This is a genomic window from Kocuria sp. JC486, from assembly GCF_011602805.1.
In the GTDB taxonomy this organism is placed as follows: domain Bacteria; phylum Actinomycetota; class Actinomycetes; order Actinomycetales; family Micrococcaceae; genus Kocuria; species Kocuria soli.
In genome coordinates this window covers 1-15,855 of the sequence record NZ_JAAOZS010000033.1, presented here as the reverse complement: position 1 = coordinate 15,855, position 15,855 = coordinate 1, and the positions used below count along the sequence as shown (strand labels likewise).

Genomic DNA, 15,855 nt, shown 5'->3' with positions numbered 1-15,855 from the left:
CCCCAGGGGGGCCCCCCGCCCGCGCCGCACACGTGGCGCCATGTCCCCACGAGCGGGCGGCGGCCCCCCCCCCGGCGGGGGGGGGAAGGCCCCGTCGTGAATCGGCGGGAGCGCCGGTCAGATCGAGTATTCGGGGGCGGCCCAGACAACCACCTCGGGGTGGTCGTAGAACCGGTAGCCCTGGCCCCGCACCGTGCGCACGGTGTTCGCCAGACGACCGAGCTTGGAGCGCAGGCGCCGGATGTGTACGTCGATCGTGCGTTCGTTGGGAGTCTCCTCGGCGTCGCACCAGAGACTGCCGATGAGTTCCCCGCGCCCGACCGTGCGGGAGCCGTTCTCCACCAGGTAGTTGAGCAGCTCGAACTCTTTGTACGTGAGGTTCAGGATGTCGCCGTCGAGCAGAACTTCCCGGCGGGACAAGTCGATGAGAACGCCTGCCGACTGCGAGGCACGGGTTTCAGGATTCTGGCGAACCAGCGGCGGTGCCGGTTCTGTGCGCTGTTCACCCGAGGTTGGATCGCCGAGCGCGTTCCGCACGACCTCAAGATCGGTTCCGAGGGCACCGGTCTGGGCCAGTGCGACGGCGGCGTAGGTTTCTGCCTGGGGCGAGAGCTCCCCCACTGCGCGACGGAGATGCTGGACGACCTCGACCAGCGTGGTTCCGTCCTGAGCGGCTTTGGTCTCGTCCAGACCCACGTAGAGCACGAACCCCCGGGCTTCACTACCGGGAGTGGCACCGGTGGACTCCTGCGGGGCGAGTCGGCGGTCGGCATGCACGTCTCCGGGCTGTCCGTTGACCGCAGAACGCACGGTGGGGCGTGCAACCGGGCGTTGACCCGGCACAGCACCTTCGGCGAGAGCACTCTGATGGCGAACCGCAGCCGCCCTGTTTCGCTGCGAAATATGCACGTAGCCGGGGGCACCCGCCATAACTGCTCCTCGAATCCTTCGGGGCTCACGGAGCCCACCACCGACAAGAAGGTCAAGCCGGTATGCCGCTGCTCGTCTGCCTCAAGTCGCCCTAGCTCTCCCACAAGCAAGACGTTCGCCTCAGCACCGAAACCTGGGTACACACTGAAAGCGGCACGGACATCTTCCCGCGATTCACCCAGATAGATCAAGTAACAATCGTGTCAACGTCTCACATAATGAGACTTTGAGCTGAAAATCGACACTTTGGTCGCATCAGTCATCAAAGGCTGGTTTATCCGGGTCGCTCGGTATCGCCTTTCTGGGGGCATTTGCACTGAAAGCCAGCGATTCTCCGACTGAATTGGCGGACTAGCAAACACTTGATCTGAAGTCAACGAGTTGCCGAGTGGACCATGCGCATCTCACTATTCGAGATACGCATGAGTAGGTTTGCTCACTCACCACCTCTTGTGGTCGCCAGGCTGAACCCAGCGATGGCAGCACAAAGGCCGCCCCTCGGTGTCGAGAGACGGCCTTCCCCGCAGCGTGTGCTCGCCCGGGCCTGCAGGGGACCATGGCCCCCAGCGGGCCCGGTCCGTTCATCCGTTGCCCAGAGTGCGAGCGGCGCTCAGTCGACCACTCCGTAGAGCCGGTCCCCCGCATCACCCAGGCCCGGAATGATGTAGGCCTTCTCGTCGAGCTTTTCGTCCACGGCAGCCAGGACGACGTGCACGTCGTCGTCGTCCAGCTTGGCCTCCAGGGCTTCCAGTCCTTCAGGAGCGGCGAGCAGGCAGAGGCAGGTGACTTCGGCCGCCCCGCGCTTGCGCAAGAACTTGATGGCCTCCACCAGGGTGCCGCCCGTGGCCAGCATCGGATCCAGGACGTAGACCTGGCGGCCGGTGAGATCCTCCGGCAGCCGCTCCGCGTAGGTCACGATGTCCAGGGTCTCTTCGTTGCGGGCCATCCCCAGGAATCCGACCTCAGCCGTGGGGACCAGCCGCGTCATGCCCTCCAACATGCCCAGACCGGCGCGGAGGATGGGGACGACCAACGGGCGCGGGGTGCTCAGCGCGGTGCCCGTGGCGGTGGCGACGGGGGTGGTGACCTCGACCGGCTCCACACGGGCCTCCCGCGTGGCCTCGTACGCAATGAGGGTCACCAGTTCCTCGACCAACTGTCGGAATACGGGTGACGGTGTCTTCCGGTCGCGGAGGACGGTGAGCTTGTGGGCAACGAGAGGGTGGTCCAGGACTGTGACGCGCATGCCGCAAAATTAGCAGAGCACTGCCACCCCGGACCCCCGCCAGGTCAACCGCCCCACTGAGACTCCACCACCGCCACTTCACGAAGAAGGTGACCCATGGCCCCGATGCCACCGCACCACGGGATGCACTCCGCCCACGCACAGTGGATGAGGACGGCCCTTCACGTGGCCGAAGGGGCGAGAGACTCAGGGGACGTACCCATCGGCGCCGTCGTGGTCCGCAACAACGACGGCGAGGTGGTCGGCCGCGGGTACAACCGACGGGAAGCCGACCACGATCCCACGGCCCACGCCGAAGTGATCGCACTCCGGGAGGCCGCGGGTCGGCTCGGCCGGTGGCGGTTGGAGGACTGCACGCTGGTGGTCACGCTCGAACCCTGCGCCATGTGTGCCGGCGCCGCTGTGCTCGCTCGGGTGCCTCGGATCGTGCTGGGCGCCTGGGACCCGAAGGCCGGGGCGTGCGGTTCCGTCATGGACGTGGTTCGGCACCCCTCGTTGAATCATTGGACCGAGGTGCACGGCGGCGTACTCGCTGAGGAGTGCGCCGAACCCATCCGGGCATTCTTTCGCGAACACAGGGGCGCATGAGGCCCCAGATTTTGATGCTCCCAGCCCGCTCGGCTACGATTCTCGCGCTGGTGACGTGTCCGAGCGGCCGAAGGTGCATCACTCGAAATGATGTTTGGTGTAAAAGCCAACGAGGGTTCAAATCCCTCCGTCACCGCCAGCCACGAAGGCCCCTGCAGCCCCGGAATCACGGGACAGCGGGGGCCTTCGTCGTGCCCCGACCTGGTTGAGTTCCGGGGGCCGTGCAATCCGGAGAAACCCTGAACGAACCGGCACCCGGAGGGGTCCTAGAATGGCCGCGAACCAAATCCCCACACCGCGGACCCGCCAGGGAACGCCAGGAGGAACACGCCCATGAGCAGCATCACCGTGAACGTCATCGACCGCGACGGCACCCGCACCGAGGGGGTCGAATGGAACAGCAGCGAGTCCCTCATGGAGGCGTTGACCCGCAACAAGTTCCCCATTCTGGCCACCTGTGGCGGCAACGCATCGTGCTCCACCTGCCACTGCTACCTGGGCGCTTCCGCCGCCACGGCCACCGCGAACTCGCCGATCGGTGACGAGGAAGAGGATGTCCTGGACATGCTCGACGACACCCGGCACGAGGACTCCCGGCTGACCTGCCAGGTCGAGTGGTCGGAGGAGCTGAACGGCGCCGAAGTCACCATCGCGCCGGAGTGGTGAGCAGCACGGCCTTGCTGCGCGAGGACCTGACGACCCGCGCGGCCTACATCTCGGACGCCTCGATCTACCGGCGGATGCCGGCTGCCGTGGCCGAGCCACGTTCGGTCGAGGAGATCCGTGAGTTGTTGACCCTGGCCCGGGAGAAGGGCTGGCCCGTGGTCTCCCGCGGCGGCGGGACGTCCGTGGCGGGCAACGCGATCGGTGACGGCCTGGTCATCGACACGTCCCGCCACTTCAACCGCATCCTGTCGATCGACCCGGAAACCGCAACCGCGGTGATCGAACCCGGCGTGATCTGCGATCAGCTCCGCGACGCCGCGGCGGAACACGGTCTGACCTACGGGCCGGACCCGTCCACCCACAGCCGCTGCACGATCGGCGGCATGGTGGCCAACAACGCGTGCGGATCACACTCGGTGGCCTGGGGCACCTCGGCCGAGAACCTGGTCGCCGTCACCGTCATGCTCGCCGACGGTCGCGAGGTCGAGCTGAAGGCCGGAGGCTCCAGCGAGCAGGCCCTGACCGAAGCGCTCACCGGGATCCGGGACAACCACCGGGCCATGTTGCGCACCGAGCTCGGCCAGTTCCCCCGGCAGGTCTCCGGCTACGGACTCCACTACCTCCTGGAGGAAAACGGCTTCGACGTCGCCAAGGCCTTCGCCGGAACCGAAGGCACCTGCGGCGTGATCACCCGCATGACCGTGCAGCTCGTACGCAAGCCCGCCCAGACGGCCCTGGCAGTGCTCAGCTTCGACGATTCGTTCGACGCCGCGAGCGCCGCCCCGGCTCTGCGCGTCCGGGACGTGGCAACCATCGAAGGCATGGGCGGTGACCTGCTCGACGCGCTGCGGATGCGCCCCGGGCAGGAGGACGCCGGCCAGGAGCTGCCCGAGGGTGGTGGCTGGTTGTACTGCGAGGTCGGCGGCGAGACCCTTGAGGCGGCCGAGGCCCGCGCACACGAAATCCGCGGCATCGTGGACGCGGCAGGCAAGGTCACGGTGCGCAACGCCGTCGTCGTCACGGATCCGGCCGAGGTCCGCGCCCTGTGGCGGATCCGCGAGGCCAGCGCGGGAATCGTGACCCGGTTGCCCGACGGCGGTGAGGCGTGGCCCGGGTGGGAGGACTCCGCTGTACCCCCCGAGCACCTGGGTGACTACCTGCGGGACCTGTACGCCCTACTGGCCGACCTAGACCTGCGGGGTATCCCGTTCGGGCACTTCGGCGAGGGATGCGTGCACATCCGCATCTCCTTCGACTTCGCCACGGAGTCCGGGGTCGAGGTCTACCGGACGTTCATCGACCGTGCGGCCAAGCTGGTCCACCGCTACGGCGGCTCGGTGTCCGGTGAACACGGCGACGGTCGAGCCCGATCGGCCCTGCTGTCCACGATCTACTCGCCGGAAGCCCTACAGGCCTTCCGCGAATTCAAGCGCGTGTTCGACCCGGACGGCCTGTTCAACCCGGGGGTTGTGGTGGATCCCGAACCCATCGACCAGGGCATCCGCCCCGGGCCCGGCGCGCGGAAGTTCGACCTGACTCCGGTGCACGCGTTCTCCCACGACGGCGGGTCGGTGGCCGGGGCGCTGAACCGTTGCGTGGGCGTGGGTGCCTGCCGGTCCGACGTCGGTGCCATGTGCCCGTCGTTCGTGGCCACCAAGGACGAGGTTCACTCGACCCGTGGACGCATGCGTTCCCTGGCGGAGATGTTGCGCGGTGAAAACCTCAAGGACGGCTGGAAGTCCAAGGAGACCCTCGAGGCCCTGGATCTCTGCCTGTCCTGCAAGGCCTGCGCCACGGAATGCCCCGTCAACGTGGACATGGCCACGTACAAGTCCGAATTCCTGCACCATCACTACGGTGAAGGGTTGCGTAGCTTCGTGGGCCGTAACCGCCGCCCCATGGCCCACGCCGTCATGGGCTGGCTGCCCGTGCTGGCGCGGTTGATGAACCTGGTGCCTGGAGTCCCCACGCTGGCCAACGCCGCCATGAGCGTCAAACCCCTGCAGAAGACCGTCATGAAGCTCGGCGGGGTGGAGACCCAGCGGGACATGATCACCTTCGCGGACAAGCCGCTGGCCTCCTGGTTCAGGAAGCGCGCCAAGACAGCCGGTGACGACCTGCGCCCCGGGGAGGACCCCCAGGGCCGCCCGTCCGTGGTGCTGTGGCCGGACTCCTGGACGAACTTCATGAGCGACGGCCCCGGCAAGGCGGCCGTGGAAGTTCTGGAAGCCATGGGGTACCGCGTGCTCATGCCCATGGGCGACGTGTGCTGCGGGATGACCTGGCACTCGACCGGTCAGCTGGACGCCCTCAAACGGGAGGTCGCACGGACGCTGGGAGTGATGGAGCCCCTGCTGGAAGCGGGCTACCCCGTGGTGGGCCTGGAACCCTCCTGCACCGTGATGCTCCAGGACGAGATCACCGAGCTGTTGCCCGGGGATCCGCGGGCCAAGACCCTGTCGGAACGGACCGTGACCCTGGGGAAGTTCGTGGCCGATCACCTGGATGCCGGTGGCCAGTGGCCCTTCGGCACCCTGGAGGTCGAGGGACACTCCGCCGAGGCCGTGTGCCAGGTGCACTGCCACCAGAAGTCCATGCTCGGTTACGACCCCGAGCTCAAGGTGCTGGACAAGCTGGGAGTGGACGTGGACGTGGTCGGCGGCGGGTGCTGCGGGCTGGCCGGCAACTTCGGGTTCGAACCCGGGCACCTGGAGGTCTCCCGCACCCTCGGCGAGCGCGAACTATTCCCCAAGATCCGCGCGGCCGCCGACGGAACGCTGATCCTGGCCGACGGCTTCTCCTGCCGCACCCAGATCAGTCAGGGCACGGAAGCCGAAGGCCTGACCCTGGCGGAAGTCCTGCGGTCGGCCCTGTCCACCGGGACCTGACCGGGGCACTGATCGGGACTCGCCACGACCACCCGGGAGCCGACCACCCGGGAGCCGAAGACGCGCGGTCGGCTCCCGGGTGTCCTGGAGCCGTGGCCCTGTCTGCAACCGCGGTTGCGGGGATCGCCCTCTGAGCTGTCGGTGGGCCGTCCTACGATGAGGTCAAGCGCACGTACCGTTGCGCCGAACCCCACCGGGTCACCTCCGGTCCTGTCCCCCGCAGGAGTGCCATGTCCGTCCACAAACACCGAGCAGCGTTGTCCGTCCTGGCCCTGGCCGGTGCCTTGGTGCTGGCCGGATGCGGTGGATCCGACGACGGTGGCAGCTCCTCCGCCCCCGAGGCGAGCGGCCAACCGAGCACCGCAACCTCCTCCCCGGAGGCCACGTCCGGGCAGACAGGTGAGGCAACGCCGAGCTCGACGGGTTCCCCGGCCACTGATTCCCCGTCGGCCCCTGCCTCCGCGACAGCCTCCGAACCAACCACTGCCACCGAGTCGGACTCCGTGTCCGAACCGCCGGCTGCGGCCGAGCCCACGGGCACGGCGTCGCCGTCGTCGTCTGAACCGTCCCACCCGGCCGCGGGTGAACAGCCAGGCGGATCCGTGGCGTCCGTAGAGGCCTGCCGGGCCACCGACCTCTCCGGTGCGGTCAGCCCGCAGCAGGGGGCCGCGGGCTCCGTGATCCTGGACCTCACCCTGACCAACGACGGCGACCAGGCCTGCGAGCTCTCCGGTTACCCCGGTGTGTCCTTCGCCGATGCCTCCGGTGAGATCATCGGTGTCCCCGCCACCAGGTCGGGAACCTCCGGGTCGGCGGTCACGGTATTGCCGGGTGAGTCCGCCACGGCGCAGCTCAAGCAGAGCAACGCCCGGAACCACGGGCAGGTCTGCAATCCGCACACCACGGCGGCGTTGGTGGTCTACCCGCCGGAGAGCTACACGTCGTTGAGCATCCCGTACGAAACCCAGGCCTGTGGGGACCCCAAGATCGCACAGTTGGAGGTCCAGGGCTTCGGTGTCTGATCCAGCAGTACACGGCACCGCCCTCGGCAGGTTCTCGGAACCCACCAGGGCTTGGTTTACGGGTGCGTTCACCGCGCCCACCCGCGCCCAGGAGGGTGCCTGGAACGCCATCGCGGACGGGCAGCACACCCTGGTGGTAGCCCCCACGGGTTCGGGCAAGACCCTCTCCGCCTTCCTGTGGGGCATCGACAGGCTGATGACCCGGCGGGAGGGAGACTCGGCAGAGCCGACCCGAGGGACCAAGGTGCTCTACATCTCCCCGCTGAAGGCTCTGGGCGTGGACGTGGAACGCAACCTGCGTTCTCCGCTGATCGGCATCACCCAGACCGCCCGCCGCATGGGGATCGAACCGCCCGAGGTGTCCACGGGCGTGCGCTCGGGTGACACACCACAAGCGATCAGGCGGGCCCTGATCGCCTCTCCCCCGGACATCCTGATCACCACCCCCGAGTCGTTGTACCTGATGCTCACGTCCAAGGCCCGCAAGGCCCTGGAACACGTGGAGACCGTGATCATCGACGAGATCCACGCGGTGGCGGGAACCAAACGGGGCGCGCATCTTGCGCTGTCCCTGGAACGCCTGGACGACTTGCTGGACAAGCCCGTGCAGCGCATCGGGCTGTCCGCGACGGTGGAACCGGTGGAGACCGTGACCCGGTTCCTGGGCGGACGGGAGCCCGTGAGCGTGGTCCGCCCGGAGTCCGAGAAGCGGTGGGACCTCACGGTCAGCGTTCCGGTGCCGGACATGACCGTCCTGGGCGGGCCCAGCGCGTCGTCGTCCCTGGACGGGGCCGCCTTCGGGGACGCCGCCGTGGAGGACGAACCCGCCAACGTGGCCTCGATCTGGCCCCACGTGGAGGAGCGTGTGGTCGACCTGGTGGAGGCGCACCGCTCGACCATCGTGTTCGCCAATTCACGCGGCTTGGCGGAGAAGCTGACCGCGCGCCTCAACGAGATCCACGCCTTCCGTGTGGAGCACACCCCCGGGAACGACGACGGTGGGGCCCCCGGGGAGGACGGTCCCGGGCCCGCCCGACAGACCGGCCGGTACGAAGGTGCCGCCCCGGTGCTGGCGAGGGCGCACCACGGTTCGGTCTCCAAGGACCAACGCACTCTGATCGAAGAGGACCTCAAGAGCGGACAGTTGCGGTGCGTGGTGGCCACCAGCTCCTTGGAACTGGGCATCGACATGGGTGCCGTGGACCTGGTGGTGCAGATCGAGTCCCCGCCCTCGGCCGCCTCGGGTCTGCAACGCGTGGGACGCGCCGGACACCAGGTGGGCGAAGTCTCGGTCGGGAAGCTGTTCCCCAAACACCGCGGTGACCTGCTGGACGCGGCCGTGACCGTGGAGCAGATGGTGGCCGGCAACGTGGAATCCCTGCACGTCCCCGCCAATCCCCTGGACGTCCTGTGTCAGCAGACGGTGGCCGCCTGCGCCCTGGAACCCGTGAACGTGGAGGACTGGTGGGACACCGTCCGCCGCGCGGCTCCCTTCCTGGGGCTGCCGCGCGGGGCCTTCGACGCCGTCCTGGACCTGGTGTCGGGGCGTTACCCGTCCGACGACTTCGCCCAGTTGCGCCCACGCGTGGTCTGGGACCGTGAGGAAGGCACGTTGACGGCCCGGCCGGGGGCGCAACGCCTGGCCGTGACCTCCGGCGGGACCATCCCGGACCGGGGTCTGTTCCCCGTCCACCTGGTGGGCGGGGCGGACGAGAAGGCGCCCAAACGCGTGGGTGAGCTGGACGAGGAGATGGTCTACGAATCCCGGACCGGGGACGTCATCGCGCTCGGTGCGTCGTCGTGGCGGATCGAGGAGATCACCCACGACCGCGTCACGGTCACCCCTGCCCCCGGTCAGGCGGGGAAACTGCCGTTCTGGCACGGCGACGGTCTGGGCCGCCCGGCGGAACTGGGCCGCGCCCAGGGTGCCTTCCTGCGCGAGATGGCCGGGGCCGCTCCGGAGGACTTCGCCCAGCGGCTGGAGGCCGACGGTCTGGACGAATGGGCACAGGACAACTTGCGTGCCTACCTGGCCGAGATGCGCGAGAACGTGGGTCACGTGCCCACGGACAGGATGCTGGTCCTCGAGCGCTTCCACGACGAGCTCGGGGACTGGCGCGTGGTGCTGCACTCCCCGTTCGGGTTGCAGGTCCACGCCCCGTGGGCGTTGGCCGTCGGGGCGCGGATCGAGGAGCGTTGGGGCCTGGACGGTGCTGCCCAGGCCTCTGACGACGGAATCGTGCTGCGCATCCCCCTCACCGAGGACGAACCTCCCGGGGCGGAGCTGTTCCTGTTCGACCCGGAGGAACTCGAGCAGATCGTGACCGAGCAGGTGGGCTCCTCCGCCCTGTTCGCCTCGCGGTTCCGGGAATGCGCAGCCCGGGCCTTGCTCCTTCCGCGCCGCGATCCCGGTCGGCGAACGCCGCTGTGGCAGCAGCGGCAGCGATCCGCGCAGCTGTTGGACGTCGCACGCAGGTTCCCCCAGTTCCCGATCGTCCTGGAAACCATCCGCGAATGCCTCCAGGACGTCTACGACCTGCCCGCGCTGCAGGAGCTGCACCGGGAAATCTCGCGGCGGACCATCCGGGTGGTGGAAACCACCACGGAGACTCCCTCGGCCTTCGCCAAGACCCTGCTGTTCGGCTACCTGGGCCAGTTCATCTACGAAGGCGACTCCCCGCTGGCCGAGCGCAAGGCCGCGATCCTTTCCCTGGACACGGACCTGCTGGCCGAACTGCTGGGCCGCGCCCAGCTCCGGGAATTGCTGGACGCGGAGGTCATCGCCCGGGCCGAGGCCGAGTTGCAGCACCTCACCCCCGATCGACGCCTGAAGGGACCGGAGGGGCTCGCGGATCTCCTGCGGCTGCTCGGCCCGCTGACCCTGAAACAAGCCGCCTTGCGCCTGCGCGACCCGGATCGCGAACCCGGTGTTGACGACGACGACGGCGCCACCGCCCAGGCGAACGGCGGCCTGCCCGTCGACACCGTGTCGCCCTGGGCCGAGGACCTGATCCGGGACCGCAGGGCGTTCACCGTCAGGATCGGCGGTGAGACCAAGCTCGCCGCGGTCGAAGACGCCGCCCGGCTGCGCGACGGCTTGGGCGCTCCCGTTCCGCACGGCGTCCCGGTCGCCTTCCTGGACCCGGTCGCCGATCCCGTGGGGGACCTGGTCGGCCGCTTCGCCCGCACCCACGGCCCGTTCACCGCCGCCGAGGCGGCCACCGGTACGGGCCTGGGCGTTGCCGTGGTGCAGGCCGCACTCGAGCACCTGTCGACACAGCGGCGCGTGGTGGAAGGCGAGTTCCGTCCGGTCGAGGCCGCGCCGTCCATCGCATCGACCAACGGGGAAACCGCGGGTGTGGCCGCCGGTTCCCCCGCTCCCGGGACGGTCCGCCGTCAGGAGACGGAATGGTGCGAGAAGGACGTGCTGCACCGGATCCGTCGTCGTTCCCTGGCCGCGATGCGGGAGCAGGTGGAACCTGTGGCGGCCGAGGTGTACGCGCGTTTCCTGCCGCCTTGGCAGTACGTGGGCCCGGACGCGCAGGTGCGCGGAACCGACGGGTTGCTGACCGTCATCGACCAGCTCGGTGGCCTGCCGCTACCGGCCAGCGCCTTGGAACCGTTGATTCTGCGCTCGCGCATCGCGGACTACTCCCCCGAGCTGCTGGACGAGCAGTTGGCCGCGGGGGAAGTCGTGTGGTCCGGGGCCGGTTCCCTCAGTGGCGACGACGGCTGGTTGGCACTGCATCTGGCCGAGTCCCAGGAACTGACCTTGCCGCCCCTCCCCGAGTTGAAGGCCAGAGCGGCCGGGGCCGCGGACGAGCTGCAAGCCGCTGTCCTGTCCGTCCTCTCCGACGGCGCCGCGCGTTTCAGCCACCAGCTGGTCACCGCGCTGAGTGACCGTGGACAGGCTGCGGCGATGCCGGATCTGACGGCCGCCCTGTGGGACCTGGTCTGGGCCGGGCTGATCACCAACGACACGTTCACGCCGGTCCGGGCCCTGGTCTCCGGTGGTGGTGGTGCGCACAAACAACGCGCCCGGACACCGAACGCCCGTTCGTCGGCACGGCGCGGCGCGGCCCGTCTGCGCCGCGGGGCACCGGCGACCGCAGCGCACGGCCCGCGGGCCACCGCAGACCTGCAGGCCTCCGGTCGTTGGTCCCTGTTGGCTCCCCAACCGCTCGAACCCACCGTGCGGGCGGGAGCCACCGCCGAACTCCTCCTGGACCGTTACGGAGTCCTGACCCGGGGCGCCGTGGAGGCCGAAGACCTGCCGGGAGGCTTCGCGGGGATCTACCGCGTGCTGTCGACCCTCGAGGATGCCGGGCAGACCCGCCGCGGGTACTTCATCGAGGGACTGGGCGCCGCCCAGTTCGCCCAGTCGGCAACGGTGGACAGGCTGCGCAGCTTCGCCGACGACGAGCAGGCCCGCACCAGACCCCGGGATCCCGTGGTCCTGGCCCTTGCCGCCACCGATCCCGCCAACCCGTGGGGCGCGACCCTGCCGTGGCCGGACGTACTGAGGGCGGACGTGTCCGGCCCGGACCAGCCGAACAGTCGGCATCGTCCGGGACGCAAGGCAGGCGCCGTCGTGGTCTCCGTGGACGGTTCACCGGTGCTGTACTTCGAACGTGGGGGCCGCACCGTCCTGGTGTTCGACGACGACCCCGCGCGCATCCGGTTGGGCGCCCCCGCCGTGGCGGACCTGGTGCACGCCGGTGCTGCGGAGAAGTTGACCGTGGAGAAGGTCAACGGGCACGAGATCCTCGGCCCCGGGGCGTTGGAGACCACGGTGAGGGAGGCTCTGGTGCTGGCGGGGTTCTCCACCACTCCCAAGGGTCTGCGACTGCACCGGCGCGTCTGAGCGGCTGCTCGTTGGAGGCGTGCTGCGGCGGTCAGCCTCCGGTGATTCCGAGCGCCGTCTGGAGTCGGGGCTCTGCGATCTCCTCCACCAACCAGGGGCTGAACACCCGCGGCAGGCCACGGGCCGCCGTGAGCAGGTCCCCGGCGTCGGACCAGGTGATCTCCGCGATCTCCGAGGGCTGCGGCTCGGGGGACGACGCAGCTCGTGCGATCCAGACGGGGCAGAACTCGTTCTCCACGATGCCCGAGGCGTCCACGGCACGGTAGGAGAACTCCGGCAGGACTTCCGTCAGCTCGGTGATCCGCATGCCCAGTTCCTGCGCGGCCCGGCGGGTGATCGCCTCCGGGAAGGCCTCACCGGGTGCAGGGTGGCCGCAGAACGAGTTGGTCCAGACCCCGGGCCAGGTCTTCTTGCCCAGGGCGCGGCGGGTGAGCAGGACGCGGCCGTCGTCGTCCAGGATCCAGCAGGAGAAGGCGAGGTGCAGCGGGGTCTCGGTCGTGTGCACGGTGGCCTTGGGTGCCGTACCGATCGGGTGGTGCGCAGCGTCCAGCAGCACGACCTGCTCGACCGTCTGGGACCGACCGCTGGGTGCCTTTGACATTCGTTGCCTGCCCTTCCGAAGGATTCCGGGCACCGCCGTCCGGGCCTCGCGTCCAGGATGCCCGAGTGGAGGCGTCCGCGCATCTTTGCCTCTCTCCAACCCCGTCCACTGGAGATCTGGCAGGATCGAGCCGTGCCCCGCCGTCGCCCTCCGCAGTCCCCGTTGCCGCCGCGCGCCGGTGTGGACGCGGTTCGGGTGCGACTAGCCGATTCCTCCGAATCCGTGGTGGATCACTTGGAGGCCCGGTTCCCCGGCTCCGAGGTCCATCTGGAGGAACTGTTGCGGACCGGGGGCATCGTGTTCGGGGACGGCTCTCCAGTGCACGCCGAGGACCCCTGTGCGGGTCGCTCCGTCTGGTACCACCGGCCGCTGCCCCAGGAGCCGGAGCTCCCCAAGGACCTCCCGGTGCTCCACGAGGACGAGTGGTTGTTGGCCGTCGACAAGCCGCACGGGCTCCCCACCACACCGCGCGGAGCCTTCGTGACCCAGACGGCGCTCACGGTCCTGCGCCGCACCCGCGGCGAACACTCTCTGGCTCCTGCCCACCGCCTGGACCGGGACACGGCGGGGGTACTTCTGTTCACCCGGGACCCGGGTGTTCGGGGCGCCATGCAGCGTCAGTTCCAGGACCGACGGACGGCCAAGACTTACGAGGCGGTCGTCGGGCTTCCGCCCGGATGGACCTCGCTGCACGGCCTGCCCGGCTCCCGATCCAGCCGGATCGTCAAGGACCGGGGCGTGCTCCAGGCCAGGGAGGTCGAGGGCCCGGCCAACGCGGTGACCGGCATCGAGCCGCTGCTGCCCGACCCGTGGACGGACGACGACGGCGCCTGGGCGGCGCTGCGCCTGACCCCCACAACGGGCCAGACCCATCAACTACGCGTCCACCTCAACGCGCTCGGGATGCCGATCCGCTGGGATCCGCTGTACCCGGTCGTCGTCGAACGGGACGCCGGCGACACCTCCCGCCCCTTGCAGCTGCTGGCCCGCACCCTGTCCGTGGTCCACCCCGTCACGGGAGAGCACCTCGAGTTCACCAGCCGCCGTCGGCTGATTACGCTGATCTCGCCGGGACCGTCGCCGCTCTGATCCGCCACCGGATCCAGGAGACCGGCGGTACCGGAGCTTTCAGCACGCGCTCAGCCGAGGAGACCCATGAGCCAGGACGCCGCCGAATCCTTCGTTCCCCACGCAGCCACCGACCGCCGGGTCCGGGCCGCGCTGGCCGCGCGAACGGTCCAGCAACTGTTCGGTCGGCGGCTGTTCGGCATCCCCGGAACCTGGATCGGGTCCGTGGCCTTTCCCCACCCCACGCAGTTCTCCAACGCGTGGCACTACTGGTGGCAGGCGCATCTGCTGGACGCCCTGGTCGACGCCGCTCACCGGCAGGAGGAGACCGGCCAGGACTCGGAAGCCACCCGCAAGCGAGCACACCAACTCCTGCGGGCGGTCACTCTGCGCAGCGGTGGACGCGTGGTGTTCAACAACTACTACGACGACATGTCCTGGCTCATGCTGGCACTGGGGCAGCTACGGGACTTGGAAGAGTCCGTGGGCGGTGACACCAAGCGGGTCACGACGGCGGGTGCGCGCCTGCTCAAGGACATTCGGGCCGCCCACACCACCGACCTGGACGGCGGCATGTTCTGGACCCGCGAGCGCAAGTACAAGAACACCGCGACCACGGGCCCGGCGGCGTTGATCGCCTGCCGTACCAGTGCGCCCCAGGAGTCGGCGAACCTGTTGACCTGGTTGCGGGAGAAGCTCTGGGACCCGGAGAAGTGCGTGTTCCACGACGGTCTCAACATCATCACCACCGACGACGGGAAGCCCGGCACCAAGCTGGAGAAGGCGGTCTACAGCTACAACTCGGGACCCGCGCTCGGGGCGGCCGTGGAGCTCGCGGAAGGCTCCGAGGGCGAGGAAGGTGCCGAGTGGGCGGCCTTCGGCGCCGAGATCGTGGCGGGTGCCGATCGGGAGTTCGGCAGGGACGCGGGCGATCGTCGTGTCCTGCGCACCCACGGTTCGGGTGACGCCGGACTGTTCACGGGCATCCTGGCCCGCTACCTCGCGGAGGCCGCTGAGTCCCCGGCCCTGGACGAAAACACCCGCCGGACGGCGCGACGTCTGGTCCTGGACACCGCCGATGCTCTGTGGGAAGGCCGCAGGGAGTTCGACCCGCAGTTGGACTTCAACGATCCGCAGGCGAGGCCCGATCCGGAGCGCATGCAGGTGATCTTCTCCCCCGACCCGCTCAAGCACGCCAACGAGGCGCAGCCGGCCGGGAAGACCGTGGAACTGGGCACCCAGATCCAGGCCTGGACCACGTTGGAGGCGGCGGCGCGGCTGGATCCGATCGTCTGACGAGCGTGCGCTGACCGCTGAACGCGGCCCTTGCCCTCCCCACCACTGCGCGCATGAGGTAGAAAACAACCATGAGTTCAGTACGCACCCCGGATCCCAACCCAGGCTGGCTCGACGAGGACGACCTCCGCGAGGCCCGGCGTCGTCTACCGATGGTCTACGTCCAGGCCGTGCCGGTGCAGCTGGACCCGTTGGGGTGCGTGACCGACGTGGGGTTGTTGCTCCAGCCCAATGAGACGGGCGAGTTGGAGCGCAGCCTGGTCTCCGGCCGGGTGCTGTACCGGGAGACCATTCGGGCCGCGCTCCTGCGGCACCTGGAGAAGGACCTGGGTCCGCTGGCCATGCCCCAGCTCCCGGCCTCCACGGTGCCGTTCTCCGTGACCGAATACTTCCCGCACCCCTCCGAAACCGGGTACACGGACGACCGTCAACACGCGGTCGCCCTGAACTACGTGGTTGCGGTCCGCGGCGAATGTTCCCCGCGCGCCGACGCCCTCCAGCTGTCCTGGCTGACCCCGGAGGAAGTCCTCGGAGCGGACGTCCAGGCGGAATTCACGGGTGGCCGGGGCCGCTTGGTCGAACAGGCCCTGGCCCACGTGGGCTGGGGCCGCTAGGTGTACTTCCCCGTGACGTTGTGAACGCGTTGTGAGGGTGTTTGGCCGCCGATGCCGGTGTGGGGTCTGTGG

At 69.2% G+C, this 15,855-nt stretch carries 11 protein-coding genes and 1 tRNA gene; 9 read left to right on the top strand and 3 right to left on the bottom strand.

Annotated features, from left to right (window positions below; translation table 11 throughout):
- Positions 1-117: 117 nt before the first annotated feature.
- On the bottom strand, positions 118-930 hold the full coding sequence (locus GWK18_RS12230; protein WP_123823578.1) for a winged helix-turn-helix domain-containing protein: 813 nt from the start codon (positions 928-930) through the stop codon (positions 118-120).
- Between the two features lie 610 nt (positions 931-1,540).
- The gene (gene upp, locus GWK18_RS12225; RefSeq protein WP_166835551.1) at positions 1,541-2,176 is read right to left on the bottom strand and encodes a uracil phosphoribosyltransferase; all 636 of its coding nucleotides are present in this window, start codon (positions 2,174-2,176) and stop codon (positions 1,541-1,543) included.
- A 105-nt stretch (positions 2,177-2,281) separates the two neighbouring features.
- On the opposite strand from upp, the gene tadA reads away from it, so the two are divergent.
- From tadA to GWK18_RS12195, 6 genes are all read left to right on the top strand, one after another.
- The gene (gene tadA, locus GWK18_RS12220) at positions 2,282-2,764 is read left to right on the top strand and encodes a tRNA adenosine(34) deaminase TadA (protein WP_123823716.1); all 483 of its coding nucleotides are present in this window, start codon (positions 2,282-2,284) and stop codon (positions 2,762-2,764) included.
- 49 nt (positions 2,765-2,813) lie between these two features.
- Positions 2,814-2,903: transfer RNA gene (locus GWK18_RS12215), tRNA-Ser, on the top strand.
- A gap of 194 nt (positions 2,904-3,097) precedes the next feature.
- On the top strand, positions 3,098-3,430 hold the full coding sequence (locus tag GWK18_RS12210) for a 2Fe-2S iron-sulfur cluster-binding protein (RefSeq protein WP_123823580.1): 333 nt from the start codon (positions 3,098-3,100) through the stop codon (positions 3,428-3,430).
- The gene (locus GWK18_RS12205) at positions 3,427-6,318 is read left to right on the top strand and encodes an FAD-binding and (Fe-S)-binding domain-containing protein (RefSeq protein ID WP_348535951.1); all 2,892 of its coding nucleotides are present in this window, start codon (positions 3,427-3,429) and stop codon (positions 6,316-6,318) included. Before GWK18_RS12210 ends, GWK18_RS12205 begins: the two co-directional genes overlap by 4 nt.
- A gap of 230 nt (positions 6,319-6,548) precedes the next feature.
- A complete protein-coding gene (locus GWK18_RS12200) occupies positions 6,549-7,340 on the top strand; it encodes a DUF4232 domain-containing protein (protein WP_166835547.1) in 792 nt (263 codons plus the stop codon).
- Positions 7,333-12,204, top strand: a complete 4,872-nt coding sequence (locus tag GWK18_RS12195; protein ID WP_166835545.1) for an ATP-dependent helicase — start codon at positions 7,333-7,335, stop codon at positions 12,202-12,204. The genes GWK18_RS12200 and GWK18_RS12195 overlap by 8 nt, the downstream gene beginning before the upstream one ends.
- Positions 12,205-12,235: 31 nt before the next feature.
- On the opposite strand, the gene idi is transcribed toward GWK18_RS12195, so the two are convergent.
- On the bottom strand, positions 12,236-12,805 hold the full coding sequence (gene idi, locus GWK18_RS12190; protein WP_123823584.1) for an isopentenyl-diphosphate Delta-isomerase: 570 nt from the start codon (positions 12,803-12,805) through the stop codon (positions 12,236-12,238).
- 132 nt (positions 12,806-12,937) lie between these two features.
- Here idi and GWK18_RS12185 point away from each other — a divergent pair, with 132 nt between their 5' ends.
- The 3 genes from GWK18_RS12185 (at position 12,938) to GWK18_RS12175 (ending at position 15,783) form a co-directional block, all read left to right on the top strand.
- Positions 12,938-13,894 carry a pseudouridine synthase gene (locus GWK18_RS12185; protein WP_348535950.1) on the top strand — a complete coding sequence of 319 codons (957 nt, stop codon included), beginning with the start codon at positions 12,938-12,940 and terminating at the stop codon, positions 13,892-13,894.
- A 66-nt stretch (positions 13,895-13,960) separates the two neighbouring features.
- Complete coding sequence (locus GWK18_RS12180; RefSeq protein WP_166835541.1) at positions 13,961-15,169, top strand: glycoside hydrolase family 76 protein; 1,209 nt, start codon at positions 13,961-13,963, stop codon at positions 15,167-15,169.
- Positions 15,170-15,240: 71 nt separating this feature from the next.
- Positions 15,241-15,783 (top strand): NUDIX hydrolase family protein, encoded by a 543-nt coding sequence (locus GWK18_RS12175; protein ID WP_123823587.1) that lies wholly within the window; start codon positions 15,241-15,243, stop codon positions 15,781-15,783.
- Positions 15,784-15,855: the final 72 nt, after the last annotated feature.

What these genes read in the sequence shown, in the direction of transcription:
- GWK18_RS12230 (WP_123823578.1), bottom strand. Translation starts at nt 930, where the DNA reads ATGGCGGGTGCCCCCGGCTACGTGCATATTTCGCAGCGAAACAGGGCG.
- upp (WP_166835551.1), bottom strand. Translation starts at nt 2,176, where the DNA reads ATGCGCGTCACAGTCCTGGACCACCCTCTCGTTGCCCACAAGCTCACC.
- tadA (WP_123823716.1), top strand. Translation starts at nt 2,282, where the DNA reads ATGCCACCGCACCACGGGATGCACTCCGCCCACGCACAGTGGATGAGG.
- GWK18_RS12210 (WP_123823580.1), top strand. Translation starts at nt 3,098, where the DNA reads ATGAGCAGCATCACCGTGAACGTCATCGACCGCGACGGCACCCGCACC.
- GWK18_RS12200 (WP_166835547.1), top strand. Translation starts at nt 6,549, where the DNA reads ATGTCCGTCCACAAACACCGAGCAGCGTTGTCCGTCCTGGCCCTGGCC.
- idi (WP_123823584.1), bottom strand. Translation starts at nt 12,805, where the DNA reads ATGTCAAAGGCACCCAGCGGTCGGTCCCAGACGGTCGAGCAGGTCGTG.
- GWK18_RS12180 (WP_166835541.1), top strand. Translation starts at nt 13,961, where the DNA reads ATGAGCCAGGACGCCGCCGAATCCTTCGTTCCCCACGCAGCCACCGAC.
- GWK18_RS12175 (WP_123823587.1), top strand. Translation starts at nt 15,241, where the DNA reads ATGAGTTCAGTACGCACCCCGGATCCCAACCCAGGCTGGCTCGACGAG.